This is a genomic window from Barnesiella intestinihominis YIT 11860, from assembly GCF_000296465.1.
In the GTDB taxonomy this organism is placed as follows: Bacteria; Bacteroidota; Bacteroidia; order Bacteroidales; family Barnesiellaceae; genus Barnesiella; species Barnesiella intestinihominis.
This window is the reverse complement of record NZ_JH815204.1, coordinates 723035-741229: the sequence shown is the minus strand read 5'-3', so window position 1 is coordinate 741229 and position 18195 is coordinate 723035. Positions and strand designations below refer to the sequence as shown.

At 39.0% G+C, this 18195-nt stretch carries 15 protein-coding genes and 1 tRNA gene; 11 read left to right on the top strand and 5 right to left on the bottom strand.

Annotation, left to right across the window (positions count from 1 at the left end):
* Positions 1-8: 8 nt before the first annotated feature.
* Complete coding sequence (gene carA, locus HMPREF9448_RS07885) at positions 9-1079, bottom strand: glutamine-hydrolyzing carbamoyl-phosphate synthase small subunit (RefSeq protein ID WP_008862070.1); 1071 nt, start codon at positions 1077-1079, stop codon at positions 9-11.
* Between the two features lie 310 nt (positions 1080-1389).
* Between carA and dapF the strand changes: the two genes are divergently transcribed.
* The 8 genes from dapF to HMPREF9448_RS07850 all read left to right on the top strand — a co-directional run bounded on the left by dapF (position 1390) and on the right by HMPREF9448_RS07850 (position 11244).
* A complete protein-coding gene (gene dapF / locus HMPREF9448_RS07880; protein WP_008862068.1) occupies positions 1390-2229 on the top strand; it encodes a diaminopimelate epimerase in 840 nt (279 codons plus the stop codon).
* Positions 2230-2234: 5 nt separating this feature from the next.
* Positions 2235-3470, top strand: a complete 1236-nt coding sequence (locus HMPREF9448_RS07875) for an LL-diaminopimelate aminotransferase (RefSeq protein ID WP_008862067.1) — start codon at positions 2235-2237, stop codon at positions 3468-3470.
* Between the two features lie 39 nt (positions 3471-3509).
* A complete protein-coding gene (locus tag HMPREF9448_RS07870; RefSeq protein ID WP_008862066.1) occupies positions 3510-5699 on the top strand; it encodes a glutamine synthetase III family protein in 2190 nt (729 codons plus the stop codon).
* A 106-nt stretch (positions 5700-5805) separates the two neighbouring features.
* Complete coding sequence (locus tag HMPREF9448_RS07865) at positions 5806-7698, top strand: amidophosphoribosyltransferase (RefSeq protein ID WP_008862065.1); 1893 nt, start codon at positions 5806-5808, stop codon at positions 7696-7698.
* A 181-nt stretch (positions 7699-7879) separates the two neighbouring features.
* Complete coding sequence (gene feoB / locus HMPREF9448_RS07860; RefSeq protein WP_008862064.1) at positions 7880-10288, top strand: ferrous iron transport protein B; 2409 nt, start codon at positions 7880-7882, stop codon at positions 10286-10288.
* 175 nt (positions 10289-10463) lie between these two features.
* Positions 10464-10925 carry a DUF3267 domain-containing protein gene (locus tag HMPREF9448_RS07855; RefSeq protein ID WP_157260357.1) on the top strand — a complete coding sequence of 154 codons (462 nt, stop codon included), beginning with the start codon at positions 10464-10466 and terminating at the stop codon, positions 10923-10925.
* Positions 10926-10928: 3 nt separating this feature from the next.
* Positions 10929-11096: a FeoB-associated Cys-rich membrane protein gene (locus tag HMPREF9448_RS15005; RefSeq protein ID WP_083855854.1), complete on the top strand. Its 168-nt coding sequence runs from the start codon at positions 10929-10931 to the stop codon at positions 11094-11096.
* 77 nt (positions 11097-11173) lie between these two features.
* Positions 11174-11244: transfer RNA gene (locus HMPREF9448_RS07850), tRNA-Cys, on the top strand.
* Between the two features lie 39 nt (positions 11245-11283).
* On the opposite strand, the gene HMPREF9448_RS07845 is transcribed toward HMPREF9448_RS07850, so the two are convergent.
* Together HMPREF9448_RS07845 and HMPREF9448_RS07840 are read right to left on the bottom strand one after the other, a co-directional pair.
* Positions 11284-11595, bottom strand: a complete 312-nt coding sequence (locus HMPREF9448_RS07845) for an MGMT family protein (RefSeq protein WP_008862062.1) — start codon at positions 11593-11595, stop codon at positions 11284-11286.
* An 8-nt stretch (positions 11596-11603) separates the two neighbouring features.
* A complete protein-coding gene (locus tag HMPREF9448_RS07840; protein WP_008862061.1) occupies positions 11604-12053 on the bottom strand; it encodes a type I restriction enzyme HsdR N-terminal domain-containing protein in 450 nt (149 codons plus the stop codon).
* 62 nt (positions 12054-12115) lie between these two features.
* Between HMPREF9448_RS07840 and HMPREF9448_RS07835 the strand changes: the two genes are divergently transcribed.
* Both HMPREF9448_RS07835 and holA read left to right on the top strand, forming a co-directional pair.
* The gene (locus tag HMPREF9448_RS07835; RefSeq protein ID WP_008862060.1) at positions 12116-12895 is read left to right on the top strand and encodes an AMP nucleosidase; all 780 of its coding nucleotides are present in this window, start codon (positions 12116-12118) and stop codon (positions 12893-12895) included.
* A 2-nt stretch (positions 12896-12897) separates the two neighbouring features.
* Positions 12898-13923 carry a DNA polymerase III subunit delta gene (holA, locus tag HMPREF9448_RS07830; RefSeq protein ID WP_008862059.1) on the top strand — a complete coding sequence of 342 codons (1026 nt, stop codon included), beginning with the start codon at positions 12898-12900 and terminating at the stop codon, positions 13921-13923.
* A gap of 5 nt (positions 13924-13928) precedes the next feature.
* On the opposite strand, the gene HMPREF9448_RS07825 is transcribed toward holA, so the two are convergent.
* Together HMPREF9448_RS07825 and HMPREF9448_RS07820 are read right to left on the bottom strand one after the other, a co-directional pair.
* Entirely contained in the window at positions 13929-14606 is a 678-nt protein-coding gene (locus HMPREF9448_RS07825) for a porin family protein (RefSeq protein WP_008862058.1), read from the bottom strand.
* Positions 14607-14609: 3 nt separating this feature from the next.
* Positions 14610-16655: a LysM peptidoglycan-binding domain-containing protein gene (locus HMPREF9448_RS07820; protein ID WP_008862057.1), complete on the bottom strand. Its 2046-nt coding sequence runs from the start codon at positions 16653-16655 to the stop codon at positions 14610-14612.
* A 353-nt stretch (positions 16656-17008) separates the two neighbouring features.
* Here HMPREF9448_RS07820 and HMPREF9448_RS07810 point away from each other — a divergent pair, with 353 nt between their 5' ends.
* Positions 17009-18184 (top strand): T9SS type B sorting domain-containing protein, encoded by a 1176-nt coding sequence (locus tag HMPREF9448_RS07810; protein WP_157260356.1) that lies wholly within the window; start codon positions 17009-17011, stop codon positions 18182-18184.
* The last annotated feature ends 11 nt before the right edge of the window (positions 18185-18195 follow it).

The following is an 18195-nucleotide window of genomic DNA, read 5'->3' as shown; positions in this document are numbered from 1 at the left end:
TTTCCGGATTACAACATATTTACAAACTCATCAAATAAAAACTCCGTGTCGGTTGGCCCGCTAGCCGCTTCCGGGTGGAATTGCGCCGAGAAATAAGGCTTCGATTTGTGCCGTATTCCTTCATTCGTGCCATCGTTCATATTGATAAACAACGGTTCCCAATCAGATCCAAGTGTCGAATTATCGACTGCAAAACCATGATTCTGAGAGGTGATAAAACACCTATTCGTCCCGACTTGCCGCACGGGTTGATTGTGACTTCGATGACCGTATTTAAGTTTATAGGTGCGAGCACCTCCGGCTTTCGATAAAAGCTGATTCCCCATGCATATTCCAAATATTGGTTTGGTCCCATTCATGGCTTTACGAATATGTTCTACCGTAACATCGCACATATCAGGATCCCCCGGGCCATTAGAGATAAACAGCCCATCATATTCAATCGTATTGAAATCATAGTTCCACGGCACTCGAATGACTGTAACATCTCTTTTGAGTAGGCAGCGAATAATATTGTGTTTTACGCCGCAATCTACCAATACTACTTTTTTATTACCGTTACCATATCGAATTACTTCCTTACAACTGACTTTGGCGACCAAATTAGTTAAATTAGGATCGACGAAATCAATATCTTCACCATCTTCGAAAACAATTTTCCCTTTCATGGAACCATGCTCTCTCAATAGTTTGGTTAACTCTCGAGTATCGATATCGTAAATTCCTACGATTTTTTCTTCTTTCAACCAATCGGCAAGGCTTTTATCAGCATTCCAATGACTGTATTCAAACGAGTAGTCCGATACGACCAACGCTTCGACATGGATTTTTTCCGATTCATAAAATCGAGACAATCCATTTTCCTCTTCACGACGAGGTACGCCATAATTCCCGATGAGCGGATAAGTAGTAACTAAAATTTGACCGGAGTAGGAGGGGTCTGTCAAACTTTCGGGATAACCCATCATAGCCGTATTAAAGACAACCTCGCCAGCAACAGGTTTTTCGTAGCCAAATGATTTCCCCTCGAATACGGTTCCATCATCAAGGATTAGAGAAGCCTTTCTTTTTGTTTGCATTACGATAGAATTATATTTTGTATTAGTAATTAGCTCGAATAAATATTGTGGATTTCTATCGTGAAAACCATGCAAAGGTAATGAAAAAATCCCTATTCTTCCGGTTTTATAAACATATTGTAAAAATAAATTTTTGTTATGCTATTATTCTGCAATAATATACAGATAGTTGTTTATATTATCGAAATATATTTATACAATATTTATATTTATATTTTATTATCATATTTATCAAAACGACTATTTTTGTCTCAAAATAACTACAATTAGTTCTTAAAAGCTAAATTGTAGTATCAAAAAGAATACTCTTATGAGATTCACAAAAATGCAGGGTGCAGGTAATGATTATATTTATCTGAATGGTTTCGAGAAATTACCGGCAGATTTAAGTGCATTATCTCGACGAATGAGTGACAGGCACTTCGGCATTGGAGCCGATGGGATAGTCGTTATTATGCCCTCAGATCATTGTGATTTTCGAATGAGAATGTTCAATGCAGATGGTACAGAAGCAGAAATGTGTGGAAACGCCTCTCGGTGTATAGGAAAATATGTCTATGACAAAGGACTGACTTCCAAAACCCTATTGACTCTTGAAACGCTGGCTGGAATTAAGCACCTGATTTTAGATGTAAAAAATGGAACCGTAAATAGGGTTTCTGTCGATATGGGAAATCCTATCCTATCTGCCCCGAAAATTCCTGTAAATACATCTTTGAGTGAAATTATATCTTATCCGTTAGAGATAGAGAATAATACATTCAATATAACTTGTGTTTCGATGGGAAACCCTCACACCGTCATTTTTCTCAATGAGATGGAGCGATACGACTTACATCATATAGGAGCGCTCATAGAACACCATGAACTGTTTCCTAAAAGAACCAATGTCGAGTTTGTAGAAATTTTATCTCCCGACCATTTAAAAATGAGAGTTTGGGAGCGTGGAACGGGCGAAACCCTCGCTTGTGGAACCGGAGCTTGTGCTTCGTTAGTCGCTGCTGTCCTAAATGGAAAGGCTAATAGAAAAGCTGTATTACACTTGTTAGGTGGAAATCTGGATATTGAGTGGAATGAAAAGAATGATAGAGTTTATATGACAGGAGAGGCCGTTACGGTTTTTGAAGGAGAATGGAACAATAATATATAGGAAAAATGGCATTAATCAATGAAAATTTCTTAAAGTTGCCCGAAAGCTATCTCTTCTCCGATATAAAAAAGAAGGTCGAAGCATTCAAGCATCTTCACCCCGACGCTAATATTATCAGTTTGGGCATAGGCGATGTAACGCGCCCGATTGCACCGGTTGTAATAGAAGCCCTGCATGCTGCCGTTGATGAAATGGGCGATTCGAAAACATTCAGGGGGTACGGACCGGAACAAGGGTACGACTTCTTACAGAAAAAAATTATTGAAAACGATTATATACATCGGGGAGTCGACTTAGCCCCCGACGAAATTTTTATTAGCGACGGAGCCAAAAGCGATATCGGAAACATCGGGGACATTCTGAGTATGCAAAATAGGGTGGCCGTAACCGATCCCGTTTATCCGGTATATATAGATACCAACGTGATGGGAGGTCGAGCCGGAAATATAGCGAAAGACGGACAGCACTGGGATAATATCATTTATATACCTTGCACATCTGAGAACAATTTTATTCCTGAACCTCCTTCGGTACGTCCCGACATTATATATCTGTGTTATCCCAATAATCCAACAGGAACCACGCTGTCAAAAAACGAATTGGAAAAATGGGTAAACTATGCTCTTGAAAATGAAACACTCATATTATTTGACTCTGCTTATGAAGCTTATATTCATGACGAGGGCATACCGCACAGCATCTATGAAGTAAAAGATGCCAAACGAGTGGCCATAGAATTTCGCAGCTTCTCAAAAACGGCCGGATTCACAGGCCTACGATGTGGATATACAGTTGTCCCGAAAGAATTAAAATTGTACGACACTTCTAAAAAGAAAGTAAATATCAACCGTTTATGGAATAGACGCCAAACTACGAAATTCAATGGGACATCGTATATCGTACAGCGGGCTGCCGAAGCGACTTACAGTCCGGTCGGTAAAATACAAATACAAGAATCTATCGACTATTATATGCGTAATGCCGGCCTTTTGAAAGATTGTCTTCAAAAGGCCGGATTACAGATTTATGGTGGAGATAATGCCCCATATATTTGGGTAAAGACTCCTAATGAATTATCTTCGTGGAAATTTTTCGATCGATTGCTTTATGAATGTCATATAGTAGGCACTCCCGGAGTGGGATTCGGCCCGTCGGGGGAGGGATATTTCCGATTAACGGCTTTTGGCAGATATGAAGATACGATAGAATCGATTTCACGAATTCAAAATTGGAAGTTGTAACGAAAAGAAAAATATCAAACCAATCTAATAAGTTCAATTATGTCAATGCTAAGATTTAAGGTAGCAAAGGAAGCATTCAGCCGGAAAGCAGTTCCCGTTAATGAACCCAAAGAACGGCCTTCTGAATATTTCGGGAAATATGTCTTCAACCGGGAAAAGATGTTTAAATACTTACCTAAAAAGACGTATGAAGCAGTTATAGAAGCGATAGACAACAGTACCCCATTGAGTAGAGAGGTGGCAGATAGTGTCGCTGCCGGTATGAGGAAATGGGCTCTTGAAATGGGGGCTACCCACTATACACATTGGTTTCACCCGCTTACAGATGGTACGGCTGAAAAGCACGACTCCTTTATTGAGCATGACGGGAAAGGCGGAGTAGTCGAGGAGTTCTCGGGAAAATTGTTAATTCAACAAGAACCCGATGCTTCGAGTTTTCCGAATGGCGGTATTCGCAATACTTTCGAAGCTCGGGGATATTCGGCATGGGATATATCTTCTCCTGCATTCATTCTCGATAAAACATTGTGTATTCCTACCATATTTATATCCTATACGGGGGAATCTCTCGATTATAAAACACCGCTATTAAAAGCATTGAATAGCGTAAACAAAGCGGCAACGGCCGTATGTGGATATTTCGATAAAAATGTAAAGCACGTCTATTCCTATTTGGGTTGGGAACAGGAATATTTTTTGGTAGATGAAAGTTTGTATGCGGCTCGTCCCGATTTGGTACTTACCGGCCGAACTCTCATGGGACACGAAAGTGCCAAAAATCAACAATTGGAAGATCACTATTTCGGGGCTATACCTTCACGAGTAGAAGCTTTCATGCAAGACCTCGAAATCGAGTGTCACATGTTGGGTATCCCGGTTAAAACCTGTCATAATGAAGTTGCGCCCAATCAATTTGAAGTTGCCCCTATTTTTGAAGAGACCAATTTGGCCAACGATCACAATTTGTTATTGATGTCGGTAATGAGAGAGGTTGCCCGTCGGCACAATTTCAGAGTCCTTCTCCACGAAAAACCATTCAAAGGAGTTAACGGATCGGGGAAACATAATAACTGGTCGTTGGGGACAGATACCGGCGTATTACTTTTTGCTCCGGGGAAAACCCAGAAAGAGAATTTACAATTTATCACATTTATAGTTAATGTGATGGCTGCCGTTTATAAATATAACGGATTATTGAAAGCAAGTATATCGTCTGCGACTAATGGACATCGTTTAGGGGCCAATGAAGCGCCACCGGCTATTATTTCCATTTTCATGGGAAAACAGATCAGCGAGGTTTTAGAAAAGTTGGCAGAAAGTACATCAGATGACGTTTTGAACATGAGCGGTAAGTTGGGATTAAAATTAGATGTCGCTCAAATACCTGAAATTCTAATGGATAACACCGACCGTAACAGAACTTCACCCTTTGCTTTCACAGGCAATCGTTTTGAATTCCGAGCCGTCGGCTCTTCGGCGAATTGCGCTTCGGCAATGATCGCATTAAATGCGGCGGTAGCCTATCAATTGCAAGACTTTAAGAAAAAAGTTGATGCTCTTATTGCCAACGGTAAAGAGAAAACCCAAGCCATACTTTCGGTTGTAAAAGATTTAATAACAGAAAGTAAAGATATTTGTTTCGATGGAAACGGATATAGCGAAGAGTGGAAGGAGGAAGCCAAGCGCCGAGGTTTGGATTGCGAGACCAGTGTCCCTTTAATTTTCGACAGCTATTTAAAAGACGATGTGGTGAAAATGTTTGAACAAACACATGTCTTTACGCAAGTCGAGCTACAAGCACGCAATGAAGTAAAATGGGAAATATATACAAAGAAAATACAGATAGAAGCCCGTGTATTAGGCGATTTGGCTATCAATCATATTGTTCCGGTGGCAACTCGTTACCAATCTCTTTTACTGGATAATGTATTCAAAATAAAGAGTCTCTTCCCGGCTGAAAAAAGCGAATTGATAGCCACTCAGGATATGGAGGTCATCGAGAAAATAGCATTCCATTTGCTGACTATAAAGGAAAAAGTACATGCGATGGTCGAGGCTCGTAAGGTTGCGAATAAAATTGAAAACGAACGAGAGAAAGCCATTGCCTATCACGATACGGTTGCCCCGCAACTCGATGACATTCGTTATCATATAGATAAACTCGAATTGATGGTCGACAATGAAATGTGGCCGTTACCGAAGTATAGAGAACTACTTTTCATTCGTTGATTTTCGGGACAGTAAAATTTGAATATTATAAAATGAGCTATAACAGAAAAATAAAAATATCGGGTTATGGCTCATTTTTGTTTCTTGATTATTGATAGAACATTATATGACAGAAATTATTAAGCATGAGTGCGGTATAGCAATGGTGCGATTGTTAAAACCGCTCTCTTATTATCAAAAAAAGTACGGTTCATATTTATATGGGTTGAACAAGTTGTATCTTTTGATGGAAAAACAGCATAATCGGGGACAGGAAGGAGCCGGTTTAGCGTGCGTAAAGTTACATGCTCGCCCAGCCGAGGAGTTTATTTACCGTGAACGTGCCATCGGAACAAGTGCAATTCAAGAAATTTTCGCAAACATAAAGGACCAAATCAAGAACACTCCTCACGATACGGCAGATGCCGACTGGGCAGCCCTACATTTACCGTTTGCCGGTGAGGTTTATATGGGGCACTTACGTTATAGTACGACAGGACGTTCAGGCTTATCTTACGTACACCCTTTTTTGAGAAGAGGAAATTGGCGATCGAGAAATTTGTTACTGTGCGGTAACTTTAATATGACTAATGTAGATGAGATTTTTAATAGTATTGTCGCACAGGGGCAACACCCGCGTAGCTACGCCGATACTTTTGTCTTGCTGGAACAAGTCGGACATGCTCTCGACATGGAGAATCAAAAGCTCTATGACCGATATAAGAAAGAAGGATTGGACGACATCGCAATAACAAAATCGATCGAGGAAAATCTTAATATTGCCGATATTCTCAAAAAGCCGGCTCGAATTTGGGATGGGGGATACGTGATTTGTGGAATGACGGGCAGTGGCGATATGTTTTCATTCCGCGACCCGCATGGCATACGACCGGCGTTTTATTATGCCGATGACGAGATTGTCGTCGTCGCATCTGAACGTCCGGTGATACAAACTACAATGAATCTATCCGTGGAGCAAGTCAAAGAGTTACAGCCGGGAGAATGTTTGGTGGTAAACCGTAGGGGAAACATACACACAGAACAAATCCTGCCACCTCGAAATTACAGCGCCTGCTCATTCGAACGTATCTATTTTTCAAGAGGGAGCGATATCGATATTTATAAAGAACGGAAAGAATTAGGTCGATATTTGACTTCTCAAATATTGGAAAGCATTGATTATGACTTGGAGCATACTGTATTCTCATTTATTCCGAATACGGCCGAGGTCGCTTTTTATGGTATGCTCGAAGGACTGAATAATTATTTGAGCGAGCAAAAATTCTATATGTTGCGCAATGCTACTGCTCCATTAAACGACAGTGAGTTAAAACATATACTTTCACTCAAAGTGCGTTCTGAGAAAGTCGCCATCAAGGATATAAAACTACGGACTTTCATCGCCGAGGGAGATACAAGAGACGATTTGGCTGCACATGTATACGATATTACTTATGGAACAGTACAAGCGGACATCGATAATTTGGTTATTATAGATGACAGTATTGTTCGCGGCACGACATTAAAACAAAGTATTATAAAAATATTGGACCGATTGCATCCCAAAAAGATAATCATCGTGTCGTCTTCTCCCCAAGTTAGATTTCCAGATTGTTACGGCATCGATATGTCCCGAATGGGAGAATTTATCGCTTTCAAAGCGGCAATAGAATTACTGAACGACAGGGGAATGCAGCATATCATTGAAGATGTATACAACAAATCCAAAGCACAGCAAAATTTCCCCAAAGAACAGATAACCAACTATGTAAAAGAAATTTATGCACCTTTTACCCAAAAGGAAATATCGAAGAAAATAGCACGAATGTTAACTTCGGAAGATATTACTTCACAAGTGGAAATCATCTATCAAACATTAGAAGGGTTGCATCAAGCTATTCCTAACCACCCGGGTGACTGGTATTTTTCAGGAAACTATCCTACTCCCGGAGGAAACAGATTAGTCAATAATGCTTTTATAAATTTCGTTGAGGGAATAGACAACAAACGACAGTTATAAATAGATTCAGACAAACGGAAATAAAGCAGGATAAAATAGAAAATTATCCTGCTTTATTCCACAGTGTGCAAAAATATGTTATTATTTATACGGATTATAAATAATATACACAGAAAATAGAATAGAAATCGGAACAAATTACGAAATTTGCAATCGAAATTAACACGATAAAATTTTTAGTATGCGATTGTCCGATTTGCAAACAGGAGATAAAGCTGTTGTTGTTAAGGTATTAGGCTATGGAGCATTTCGAAAACGAATTATCGAGATGGGGTTCGTTCGGGGACAAACGGTGCTTGTCGAATTGAATGCTCCATTGAAAGATCCCATTAAATATAAAATAATGGACTATGAAATCTCTCTAAGACGCAGTGAGGCTTCATTAGTCGAAGTTATTACTCCCGAAGAAGCGAATCAACTCGAAAATCGACAGGGAGAAAAAAACAAACTAAATGTAGAAAGTTGGAAAACCGAGGAAGACGACTGTATAGAGAGAGCGCTTACCCAAAGTAGTAAAACAATAAATATAGCTTTGGTCGGAAATCCCAACTGTGGAAAAACATCTTTATTCAACGTTGCCTCCGGTGCACATGAGCATGTGGGCAATTATAGCGGCGTTACGGTCGATGCCAAAAAGGGATTTTTCGAATATAAAGGTTATCACTTCAACATATGCGATTTACCGGGTACATACTCTCTTTCGGCCTATTCTCCGGAAGAGCTATATGTTCGCCGTTATTTAAAAAATGAAATTCCCGATGTTATTGTCAATGTAGTCGTAGCTTCCAATTTGGAAAGGAATCTATATTTGACCACAGAATTAATAGATATGGATTACCGCATGGTGATTGCTCTGAATATGTTTGATGAATTGGAGCAAAGCGGTGGAAAAATCGACTATAAGCATTTGGGAAATATGATTGGAGTTCCTATTGTGCCCACCGTATCACGTTCTGGAAAAGGTGTAAATCAACTATTCGATACCATTATCGAGGTATATGAAGGCCGTGATGAGTCGGTTCGTCATGTTCATGTCGGTTTAGGGAAAGTAATCGAAAACAGTATTACCCCTCTAAAAGACTTATTAAAAAAAGACCCTACTTGTAACCGGGAGTTCTCACCTCGATATTTAGCGATTAAGATACTCGAAGGAGATACGGAAGTCAAGCGAATGCTGGAAGGTTCCGAGTCCTATCCCGAATTGATGAATATCCGCAATGCAGAAGTCGAGAAAATAGAAACAACGCTTAATGAAGACATAGAGTCGGCTATTGCCAATGAAAAGTATGGATTCATATCGGGAGCTTTGGCGGAAACATATAGACCGGGAGATAAAGAGGAAGCGAAAACGACTCGTATTATAGACTCTTTCGTCACAAATAAACTATTCGGATTTCCTATATTTATTTTCTTGATGTGGCTGATGTTCGAGGCGACCTTTTCCATCGGGGCATATCCTATGGAGTGGATCGAAAATGGAGTCGCATGGTTATCCGAAATTATAGGTAATTATATGCCTTCTGGACCATTAAAAGATCTATTGATCGATGGTATTCTCGGAGGAGTAGGAGGGGTAATAGTTTTTCTACCTAACATTTTAATACTCTATCTGTTTATTTCGTTCATGGAAGACTCAGGATATATGGCTCGGGCCGCTTTTATCATGGATAAAATCATGCACAAAATAGGGTTGCACGGAAAATCTTTTATTCCTCTTGTTATGGGATTCGGGTGTAATGTGCCAGCCATTATGGCGACCCGGACTATCGAGAGTCGTAGCAGTCGATTGATAACCATTCTTATAAACCCATTTATCTCGTGTAGTGCCAGAATACCTATTTACATTTTGTTGGTAGGTACTTTTTTCCCTCAATACGCTAGTCTGGTATTTATAGGACTGTATTTATTCGGAATTATTGTTGCGGTTATTACGGCCAAATTGATGCGCCGTTTCTTCTTTAAAGTAGATGAAACACCCTTCGTCATGGAATTACCACCATATCGTATGCCGACAGCGAAAGCTACTTTTCGCCACATGTGGAATAAAGCCGAACAATATCTACGCAAAATGGGTGGGGTTATATTAGTTGCCTCTGTCATCGTGTGGTTTTTAAGTTACTATCCACGTCCCAAAGCCTCTTATGAAAGAGAACTTACTCCTCATGAGCAAATGGAACAACAAAGCAATTCTTATTTAGGGAAAATAGGCCAAGCTGTTACCCCCCTTGTGGAACCACTGGGCTTTAATTGGAAAGTAACGACTTCTTTACTTTCTGGGACAGCAGCCAAAGAATTGGTGGTAAGCACACTCGGTGTATTATATTCCGAAAGCGATGCCGACGAAACCATATCTTTGTCTCAAAAAATATCACAGCCGAATCCTGTTACGGGAGTTCCCGATTTCACACCGTTAGTAGCGCTTTCCTTTATGGTATTTGTATTACTGTACTTCCCGTGTATCGCCTCTGTCATTGCGGTAGCCAAAGAAGCGGGAAGTTGGAAATGGGGGGCATTTACGGTGTTATACAATACAGGAGTAGCTTGGATCGTTTCATTCTTAGTCTATCAAATAGGACTACTAATTATTTAGTATGGATAAACAAACATTTTTGTCGTCTTATGAAAAAGACGGATATCAGGTCATTGATTCATTTATATATGACGATATAAAAACATTTTTAGAGAGAAACAAACCTCGTAAAAATCATATAATTTGGATCGTTTTCATAAGCGGGTTCTTCATACTGTTTTTTATAGGATTCGCTATGGGAAAACTATGGTCCGATTCATTATCTTTCTCACAATTCGGGATACAGATATTGAAATGTGTCGTATTTTCTATTCTGGGTTGTGCTCTGATAATTCCGGTACATGAATTTATTCATTGGATTGCATACAAAAAAGAGGGAGCTAATGATGTACGTTTTGGAGCCATCTGGAAGTCATTTGTGTTTTATGCAGCCGCACATAATTTTGCGACCGATTATAAAACTTTTCGACGAATAGCTCTCGCACCCTTTTATATCCTATCGGTATTATTGATACTATTACTTTTGTCACCAGTACCTTTATGGGGAAAAATCTCGATCGCCGCAATATTATTGTTTCACATCGTTTCTTGTTCTGGAGATTTATCTATGTTATCTTATATGAAGCGATACAAACGCCGTAATGTTATTACCGTCGATGATATCGATAACCGTTTTACTTATTTTATGGAAAAATAAATTATGAATTCAACGATTCAATCTTTAATAGTAGGTGTTATCCTCTTAATAGTTGTATTTTATGTTATACATAAGATATTCAAGATGGTACGAAATCGTAAGTCGCCAACATCTGCTTGTTGCGGGTGTAACAAGCCTTGCAAGGTCGAAAAAATAGATAAGAAAAGATAGAAAAAAAATAAGCTCGAATATTGGAAAATAGAAAAATATAATATACCTTTGCACTCGCAATCACTCAAAAGAATAAGGGTTCCTTGGCCGAGTGGTTAGGCACCGGTCTGCAAAACCGTTTACGGCAGTTCGATTCTGCCAGGAACCTCTAAAAAGCTCACTGCAAGTGAGCTTTTTTATTTTTTAATCAATCCCAAAAACGCCAAGCGAATCGTTTCATATCTACATATCCCTTTGGTGTAAACGATATTCCTTCTCGGGATAATAGTTCTTTCTGCTCAATCCAGTCGGGGACAAGTCGTCCTTGACAATTAACGACCCGATGACAAGGGATATTCAGGTTTTTAGGAACAAGTTTTAATGCTCGTCCTACCAAACGGGCATGCTGGGGATACCCCATTAAAACAGCGATACTTTTAAATGTTATCACTGTTCCTGATGGAACTTGACTAACTATGTTATATACTTGTTCGTAAAAATCGTCGGGAACACAAGACATAAGCGTGGTTATAAATCCTTATACAAAGGAATATCGGGTAAAAATGTATAACTATTGGTGGTATAATTTATATGGCAACAATAATGTTTCATACCATTAGAAACAAACAAATAGCTCACTTGCAATACAAGATTATATCGAACGATCTGATCGAAAGTTTTTTGTGTAATCTCGACATGAGGCGCTTTATATTCCGCTATACACAATGGATTCCCGTTTCGATCATAAACAATCGTATCACATCGGCGATTACATTTGTTGAGAGTCAAAGAGATTTCATTCCCGATTAATCCGCGAGGAAATTTTTTTTGATTAACAAGGTAGGCAACAAAATGTTGCCTGACCCATTCTTCGGGAGTCAAGGTTACATATCGCCTTCTCAATTCATCGAAAATAAGAATCTTATCTTTTTCTTGTTTTACTTTATAGGGATACGGCGGTAGATTTAACTCGATCATCTCATATTTGATATTTGTTCTTTCTAATTATTTCTGTAAATTTACTCCAAAATTACATATTTATGAAGACAAAGCAAGAAATTGTCGAGAATTGGCTACCCCGATATACCCAAAGACCCGTTAAAGATTTTACGAAGTATATATTATTGACAAACTTCTCTAAATATGTCGAAATATTCGCAACCCACTTTCATGTTCCTATTTTAGGAGAGGACAGTAATATGCCTAGTGCATCGGCCGATGGGGTGACGATTATTAATTTTGGAATGGGTAGTGCCAATGCAGCTACGGTTATGGACTTGTTAAGTGCCGTAAAACCAGAAGCCGTATTGTTTTTAGGTAAATGCGGCGGTATAAAAAAGGTAAACAAATTAGGCGATTATATTTTACCGATAGCTGCCATTCGTGGGGAAGGGACATCGAACGACTACTTTCCACCAGAAGTCCCGGCATTGCCGGCTTTCATGTTGCAACGGGCAGTTTCCACAGCCGTCAGGAATCACCATCGAGACTACTGGACCGGAACGGTTTACACGACTAACCGTCGGGTATGGGAGTTTGACGATAATTTCAAAGACTATTTACGTCGCATACGTTGTATGGCCGTCGATATGGAAACAGCCACATTGTTTTCAGTTGGATTCGCAAATCAGATTCCGGTAGGAGCATTGTTGTTGGTTTCAGACCAGCCGATGATTTCAACGGGAGTTAAAACAGAAGAAAGTGACAAAAAAATCACGCGAGATTTCGTAGAAGAACATGTATTGATAGGAGTGGAGGCTCTAAAATTGATCATAGATAAACGGACGACGGTGAAACATTTGAGATTCGACGAGGAGTAATTATGGCTAAAAAAGATACCAATCAGCATCTTGCCATTTTGCAAGACATTCGCAACAAAGTATTTAAGCCCGTTTATTTACTCATGGGCGAAGAATCGTATTATATCGACTTAATCTGTGAGACAATCATCGAAAATGCCTTGAAAGACTCGGAAAGGGATTTTAACCAAACCATTCTATACGGGGCCGATATCGACGATTTCGCCATAGTGGTCAATGCAGCAAAGCGGTTTCCCATGATGGCTGAACGACAATTGATTGTTGTTAAGGAAGCCCAGAATATCAAAGGGGTAGATAATCTTCTATATTATTTACAAAAACCGTTGATGAGCACGATCTTAGTCATTTGTCATAAAAATGGCTCGCTTAAAAACAAGAAGGTTGTTGCCGGCATTGAAAAAATAGGAGTAGTATATGAATCGAAAAAATTATATGACAATCAGTTACCGGCATTCATAAACAACTACGTAGTAGCGAAGAAACTGTCGATCGACCCCAAAGCAGCTTCTATGATGGCCGATTTTGTCGGGAATGACCTAAGCCGACTTAGTAGCGAACTTGACAAATTATCGATTTCACTTCCGGAAGGGAGTCTTCGCATTACCCCCGAAATCGTAGAACGTAATGTTGGCATCAGTAAAGATTTCAATAATTATGAATTGCTAAATGCAATCATCACCCGGAATATATTAAAAGCGACTCAAATCATACAATATTTCGAACAAAATCCCAAGAACAATCCGCTGGTTGTTACGATAAGTGTATTATTCAATTTTTTTTCAAATCTTATGCTATGCTATTTTTCGACAGACAAGTCGGAGAATGGAATTATGAACGAACTGAATCTAAGGTCTTCTTTCCAATCCAGAGATTATTTGACAGCCATGCGAGCTTACAACGCATTTAAATGTATCGACATTATCGCATTGATACGCCAGTATGATGCTCGCTCTAAGGGTATAGGCTCAGGAGCTTCGAGTAACGACGGAGACCTGCTTAAAGAATTGGTTTTTAAAATAATGCACTGATTTGATTAAAAGTGATATAAATATCCCAGTGATACCGTTATTATTTGGCTGTGGGAAGCCGCGAATACATCTTTCTTCCTGTTTTTGAATATATCTCCCAATCCATAATAGTATCGGCCTTCCAATACGATACCATGTGTTTCCTTTATACGAAACTCAATACCTGCTCCTGCGGTAATACCATAATCAAATCGATGGGCTATATCCATCGTATATATTTCTTTTACCTTACTTTTTTGGCTGAACTCAGGCAAATTATAAATGTCAAAATTGCTTTTATAACTATCCCCCAATAAAAGTCCGATTTGAGGTCCCGCATTGACAAATCCACGCACGACACGATTGCCAAAGAAGAAATGAGTCAGAAATGGAATTGTCACATAATTCAACGTATGAGTATAGGTATAGGGATCTTCTTCAAAAGTTTCGTTCCAACCGCACTGAGTAAAATTGATTTCAGCAATTAACCCGAAAAATTTTTCTTCGATATAACGAACCGATACCCCGCCGGTGTAACCCAAAAGTAACGATTGCGTTACAGTAGGAGTAAACGAAACTCTCGAAAGGGTCGTTCCACCCTTTACTCCCACTGTAAATTCAGGTTGATAATCACTTCTCTGTGCCAATCCTGATTGCAGAGACACAACTGCTATAACAAATAGTATGTATCGAAAAAGTTTCATCGTTTATTCTCTAATTTTCCTGATTGTGAAATTAGGTGTAAAATTGATGAAATAAAAAGATTTATTGATAAAGCCACTCCAATTGTTTACACGTTGAAATGAAAAATCGGTTTGTATGCGATCGATCGAAGGCCGAATATCCTGTGACGCAAAATTCTTCCCATGTTCCCGTATAGCCGAAAGGAAATATATTCCGGTATCGAATCCTAATAAAGCATATTGAGGGCTGGCATTTATCATATCCTTATTATACCAATAAAGGAATCGTTTGTGAAACGTCTTAGTATCTTCCTCGAACGGATTGGCATAGAACCGGGAATATAAATAAGTATTTAGTTTATAAAATTCGTTCAGATATTCAGGAACCTGTGTCAGCCATTCCGGGTATCCGAAAAGTGCAATATCCAAATCTGCTCTTTTTTCTTTCAACGATTCAATAGGCGCTACAATTAAAGAAAGAACCTTCTTTTTGGCCGAGGTAGGTACAAATACAATCCCGCTTGCATCTGCCAATATAGAATCTTGATCTAATAGGTTCAACTCATTACCGAACTTTATTTCGTGATAAGCGATATGAGCTCGATTCAATTCTTCTTTCAGACCGCCGATAAAATCTCTTTTGTCGGGTTCTTCCGGTGTATGAGATAAAAATACGACTTTCCGATTTCCCAAATAACGGATAAATCTGTCAGCAGCTTCTGCATATAAATAGGAATGAGGAATATTGGTTTGGAATACTTTTGCATTGTGCGAAACCTCCTCGTTTTTAAGCGAAAAAGTATTAACGACATTTATATCGTTAGCCAGTCCGAAATCAGCGATTAACTTTATATGACTGTCATTTTCAGGAGCGATAATCAAATCCATTTCTTTTAATATCGGATCTGAAAGAATACGACGAACCGTTGATTCGGACTCTTCGGAATCGTACGCATATACATTGATAGAGGCCCCTTGACGTTTAAGGCTGTCTACTGCCATTAAAAAACCCTGATAATACTCGGTATATAAACAGGCTTTCGTATCGGGAGACGACTGTCGCAACATGAACGGTAGTATAACCGCGACATTGATTACCCCCTTCTTGTCGCTTTTATATAACTTATTGTATATATTATTGATTTCTGCACTCGTGATAGGATTTTCAGCAGTAACTGTATTGTACTCTATTCCTGCGGGAATATTTATTATATCGTCTTGCTTTATTTGTTTTATGTTCGGATTGCATTTCTTTATCTCTTCAACAGTCGTTCCAAACTTTTTTGAGATACTATATAAAGTCTCCTTTTTCCTTACTTTATATTCCGTATACAACTGTTTGGGCTCTATCGTAACATTTAATTCTTTCGTATCGGGAGTTATGCGTATCACGGAACCCTTCTTCATATGAGTAGGGGAAATACCGGGATTAAGTTTCAAAATAGTCTCTATGTCAACATCATATCTTTTTGATATAGAGAATAAAGTTTCTCCGTCGGCAATCGTATGATAGACATATTCATTCGAGGTCCCGTTCGAAGAATCCTCTACAACTTCACTATCGGCGGTATTCATTGCTGTTTGAGTGTCCTTTTGTACAAGAGGAATAGATTGTTTCTCAGGTTTTTGATAACGTTGTGGAATCTTTAAAGTCGCACCGGCTTTTATTCCACGTTCAGAACCCGGATTAAGTGCAATAATGCTTCTAATAGGAACTTTATAAGTCTTTGAAATAGAATACAGGGATTCTCCCCGTACGATTGTATGTTCAAATGTGCTTTCGATTTCCGGTTCAGAATCTTGTTTATTCACGCCCTTATTTGTCGGAATCATGAGCAGCTGTCCTTTTTTTAAGCCATTTTTAGCGGCAGGATTATAGCGAATAATTTCCTCCTGAGAAATACCGAATTTATGAGATAATATATAAAATCCCTCCGACGGTTTAACCTTATAAATATAAAATTCTTTCCCGTCTATAACCTTTGTTTGTAAATTCTCTGTCTGAGCAGACAACAAAAAAGTAAAGGCAAAACAAAATAATAGAGCTATGGTTATTCGATTATATTTCATATTTTCAAATCGTTATCTTTTATATACAAACTTGATATACAAGAAACAAAAGTATATAAAAATATCGTTAGTTGCAAACCCGATCGAGATTATGGAAATCATATTATCATTTCTCTCTCGGAAACGAGATTATTGGGAAATTTTAAATTCAAGATACAAACACGATTACTTGAAAAATTGTAACTTTGTCATTCATTATTATTTGGATAAATATGCGTAGATACCTGCTATTTTTCGCGTGCATCATTACAATCGGTGAGTTATATGCTCAACAAATTACCGTATCGGGGGGGGGGAGACCTGCCTATAACCATACGCCAGAGATTAGTACCGGTTTAACAGGTGGTGTTTTTGTGATATATTCGCTAAATAACGCAACGATCGAATTTTCGGGGGAAGATGATTCTCCCATTTCTTGGTGCCTATTCAGGGAAATCGGTAAAGAATCTGCTACACCGATAAGTGGAGCTATACAAAACGGGAACATTTCTACATTGAATATTTCGGAAGCCGATTGTGGATATATAATTGAACAAAATGGAGAGAGTTATTATTTATGGATAATCGATTATTCCCAATCTCCTTTGATTCTTAATGCTGTTTCTACATCAAATGAAGAAGGTCAGTGCGATATGACCACATTAATGCTAGATGGGGAAGGGAAAAAGCTCAATTACTACTCGACCAATGGAGCCCCTAAATCGCTACGCCGTGAGCTCACGGTTAGTTATATGAGTTTGACATGGGATAAAGAGTCTCTGGCATATACCCAAACATTCCAGACTGAAAGGGTGTATGACTTTTCTTCTTCTATCCAAGTACCGTCTCCTCTCTGTAATACCGATTTTACAGTAACAGGAGATCAGATATTGAATTATTGGGGTCTGTCGCAGACGGCATCGACCGAGGAATATATAACATCGGCGATAGGGGTGACAGCGACGGCAGAACAAACATATCGGGAAGATGCCACGAACGAAGACGATAGACATCCCACCGATTATTTGGGAGGGTCTGCACCGGCCGAGATCGAATTCAAAGCTTATGTAACGGATGCTGTTACTCATATCGAATGGGAATTCTCGGACAAGGAGGACTTTTCAAATACAATTGCCCGGTATAACGATGAAACCTTATGGTACACTTTCAGAGACGAGGGTGTCACTTATGTTCGCTTAGTCGCCAGTAATAGTACCGCTACATGTCAGGCATACAGCGAGACATTCACCATAAATATCGGAGAACCTCGTTTGGAAGCACCAAACGTTTTTTCACCGGGAACAAGCCCCGGAGTTAACGACGAATGGAAAGTAGCTTATAAATCGATCGTTAGTTTTAAATGTTGGATATTCAATAAATGGGGAGTTCAAATGTTTTACTTCGATAGCCCCGATCAAGGCTGGGACGGAAAGTATCGTGGCAAATATGTAGACCCGGGAGTATATTATTATGTAATAGAAGCAAAGGGGGCAAACAATAAAAAGATGAAATTAAAGGGACACATCAATATATTACGTCCTAAAAATTAATGGATATAAGT

Coding starts and splice junctions, on each gene's coding strand:
- carA (WP_008862070.1), bottom strand. CDS start 1,079: ATGCAAACAAAAAGAAAGGCTTCTCTAATCCTTGATGATGGAACCGTA.
- dapF (WP_008862068.1), top strand. CDS start 1,390: ATGAGATTCACAAAAATGCAGGGTGCAGGTAATGATTATATTTATCTG.
- HMPREF9448_RS07875 (WP_008862067.1), top strand. CDS start 2,235: ATGGCATTAATCAATGAAAATTTCTTAAAGTTGCCCGAAAGCTATCTC.
- HMPREF9448_RS07870 (WP_008862066.1), top strand. CDS start 3,510: ATGTCAATGCTAAGATTTAAGGTAGCAAAGGAAGCATTCAGCCGGAAA.
- HMPREF9448_RS07865 (WP_008862065.1), top strand. CDS start 5,806: ATGACAGAAATTATTAAGCATGAGTGCGGTATAGCAATGGTGCGATTG.
- feoB (WP_008862064.1), top strand. CDS start 7,880: ATGCGATTGTCCGATTTGCAAACAGGAGATAAAGCTGTTGTTGTTAAG.
- HMPREF9448_RS07855 (WP_157260357.1), top strand. CDS start 10,464: ATGGGAAAACTATGGTCCGATTCATTATCTTTCTCACAATTCGGGATA.
- HMPREF9448_RS15005 (WP_083855854.1), top strand. CDS start 10,929: ATGAATTCAACGATTCAATCTTTAATAGTAGGTGTTATCCTCTTAATA.
- HMPREF9448_RS07845 (WP_008862062.1), bottom strand. CDS start 11,595: ATGTCTTGTGTTCCCGACGATTTTTACGAACAAGTATATAACATAGTT.
- HMPREF9448_RS07840 (WP_008862061.1), bottom strand. CDS start 12,053: ATGATCGAGTTAAATCTACCGCCGTATCCCTATAAAGTAAAACAAGAA.
- HMPREF9448_RS07835 (WP_008862060.1), top strand. CDS start 12,116: ATGAAGACAAAGCAAGAAATTGTCGAGAATTGGCTACCCCGATATACC.
- holA (WP_008862059.1), top strand. CDS start 12,898: ATGGCTAAAAAAGATACCAATCAGCATCTTGCCATTTTGCAAGACATT.
- HMPREF9448_RS07825 (WP_008862058.1), bottom strand. CDS start 14,606: ATGAAACTTTTTCGATACATACTATTTGTTATAGCAGTTGTGTCTCTG.
- HMPREF9448_RS07820 (WP_008862057.1), bottom strand. CDS start 16,655: ATGAAATATAATCGAATAACCATAGCTCTATTATTTTGTTTTGCCTTT.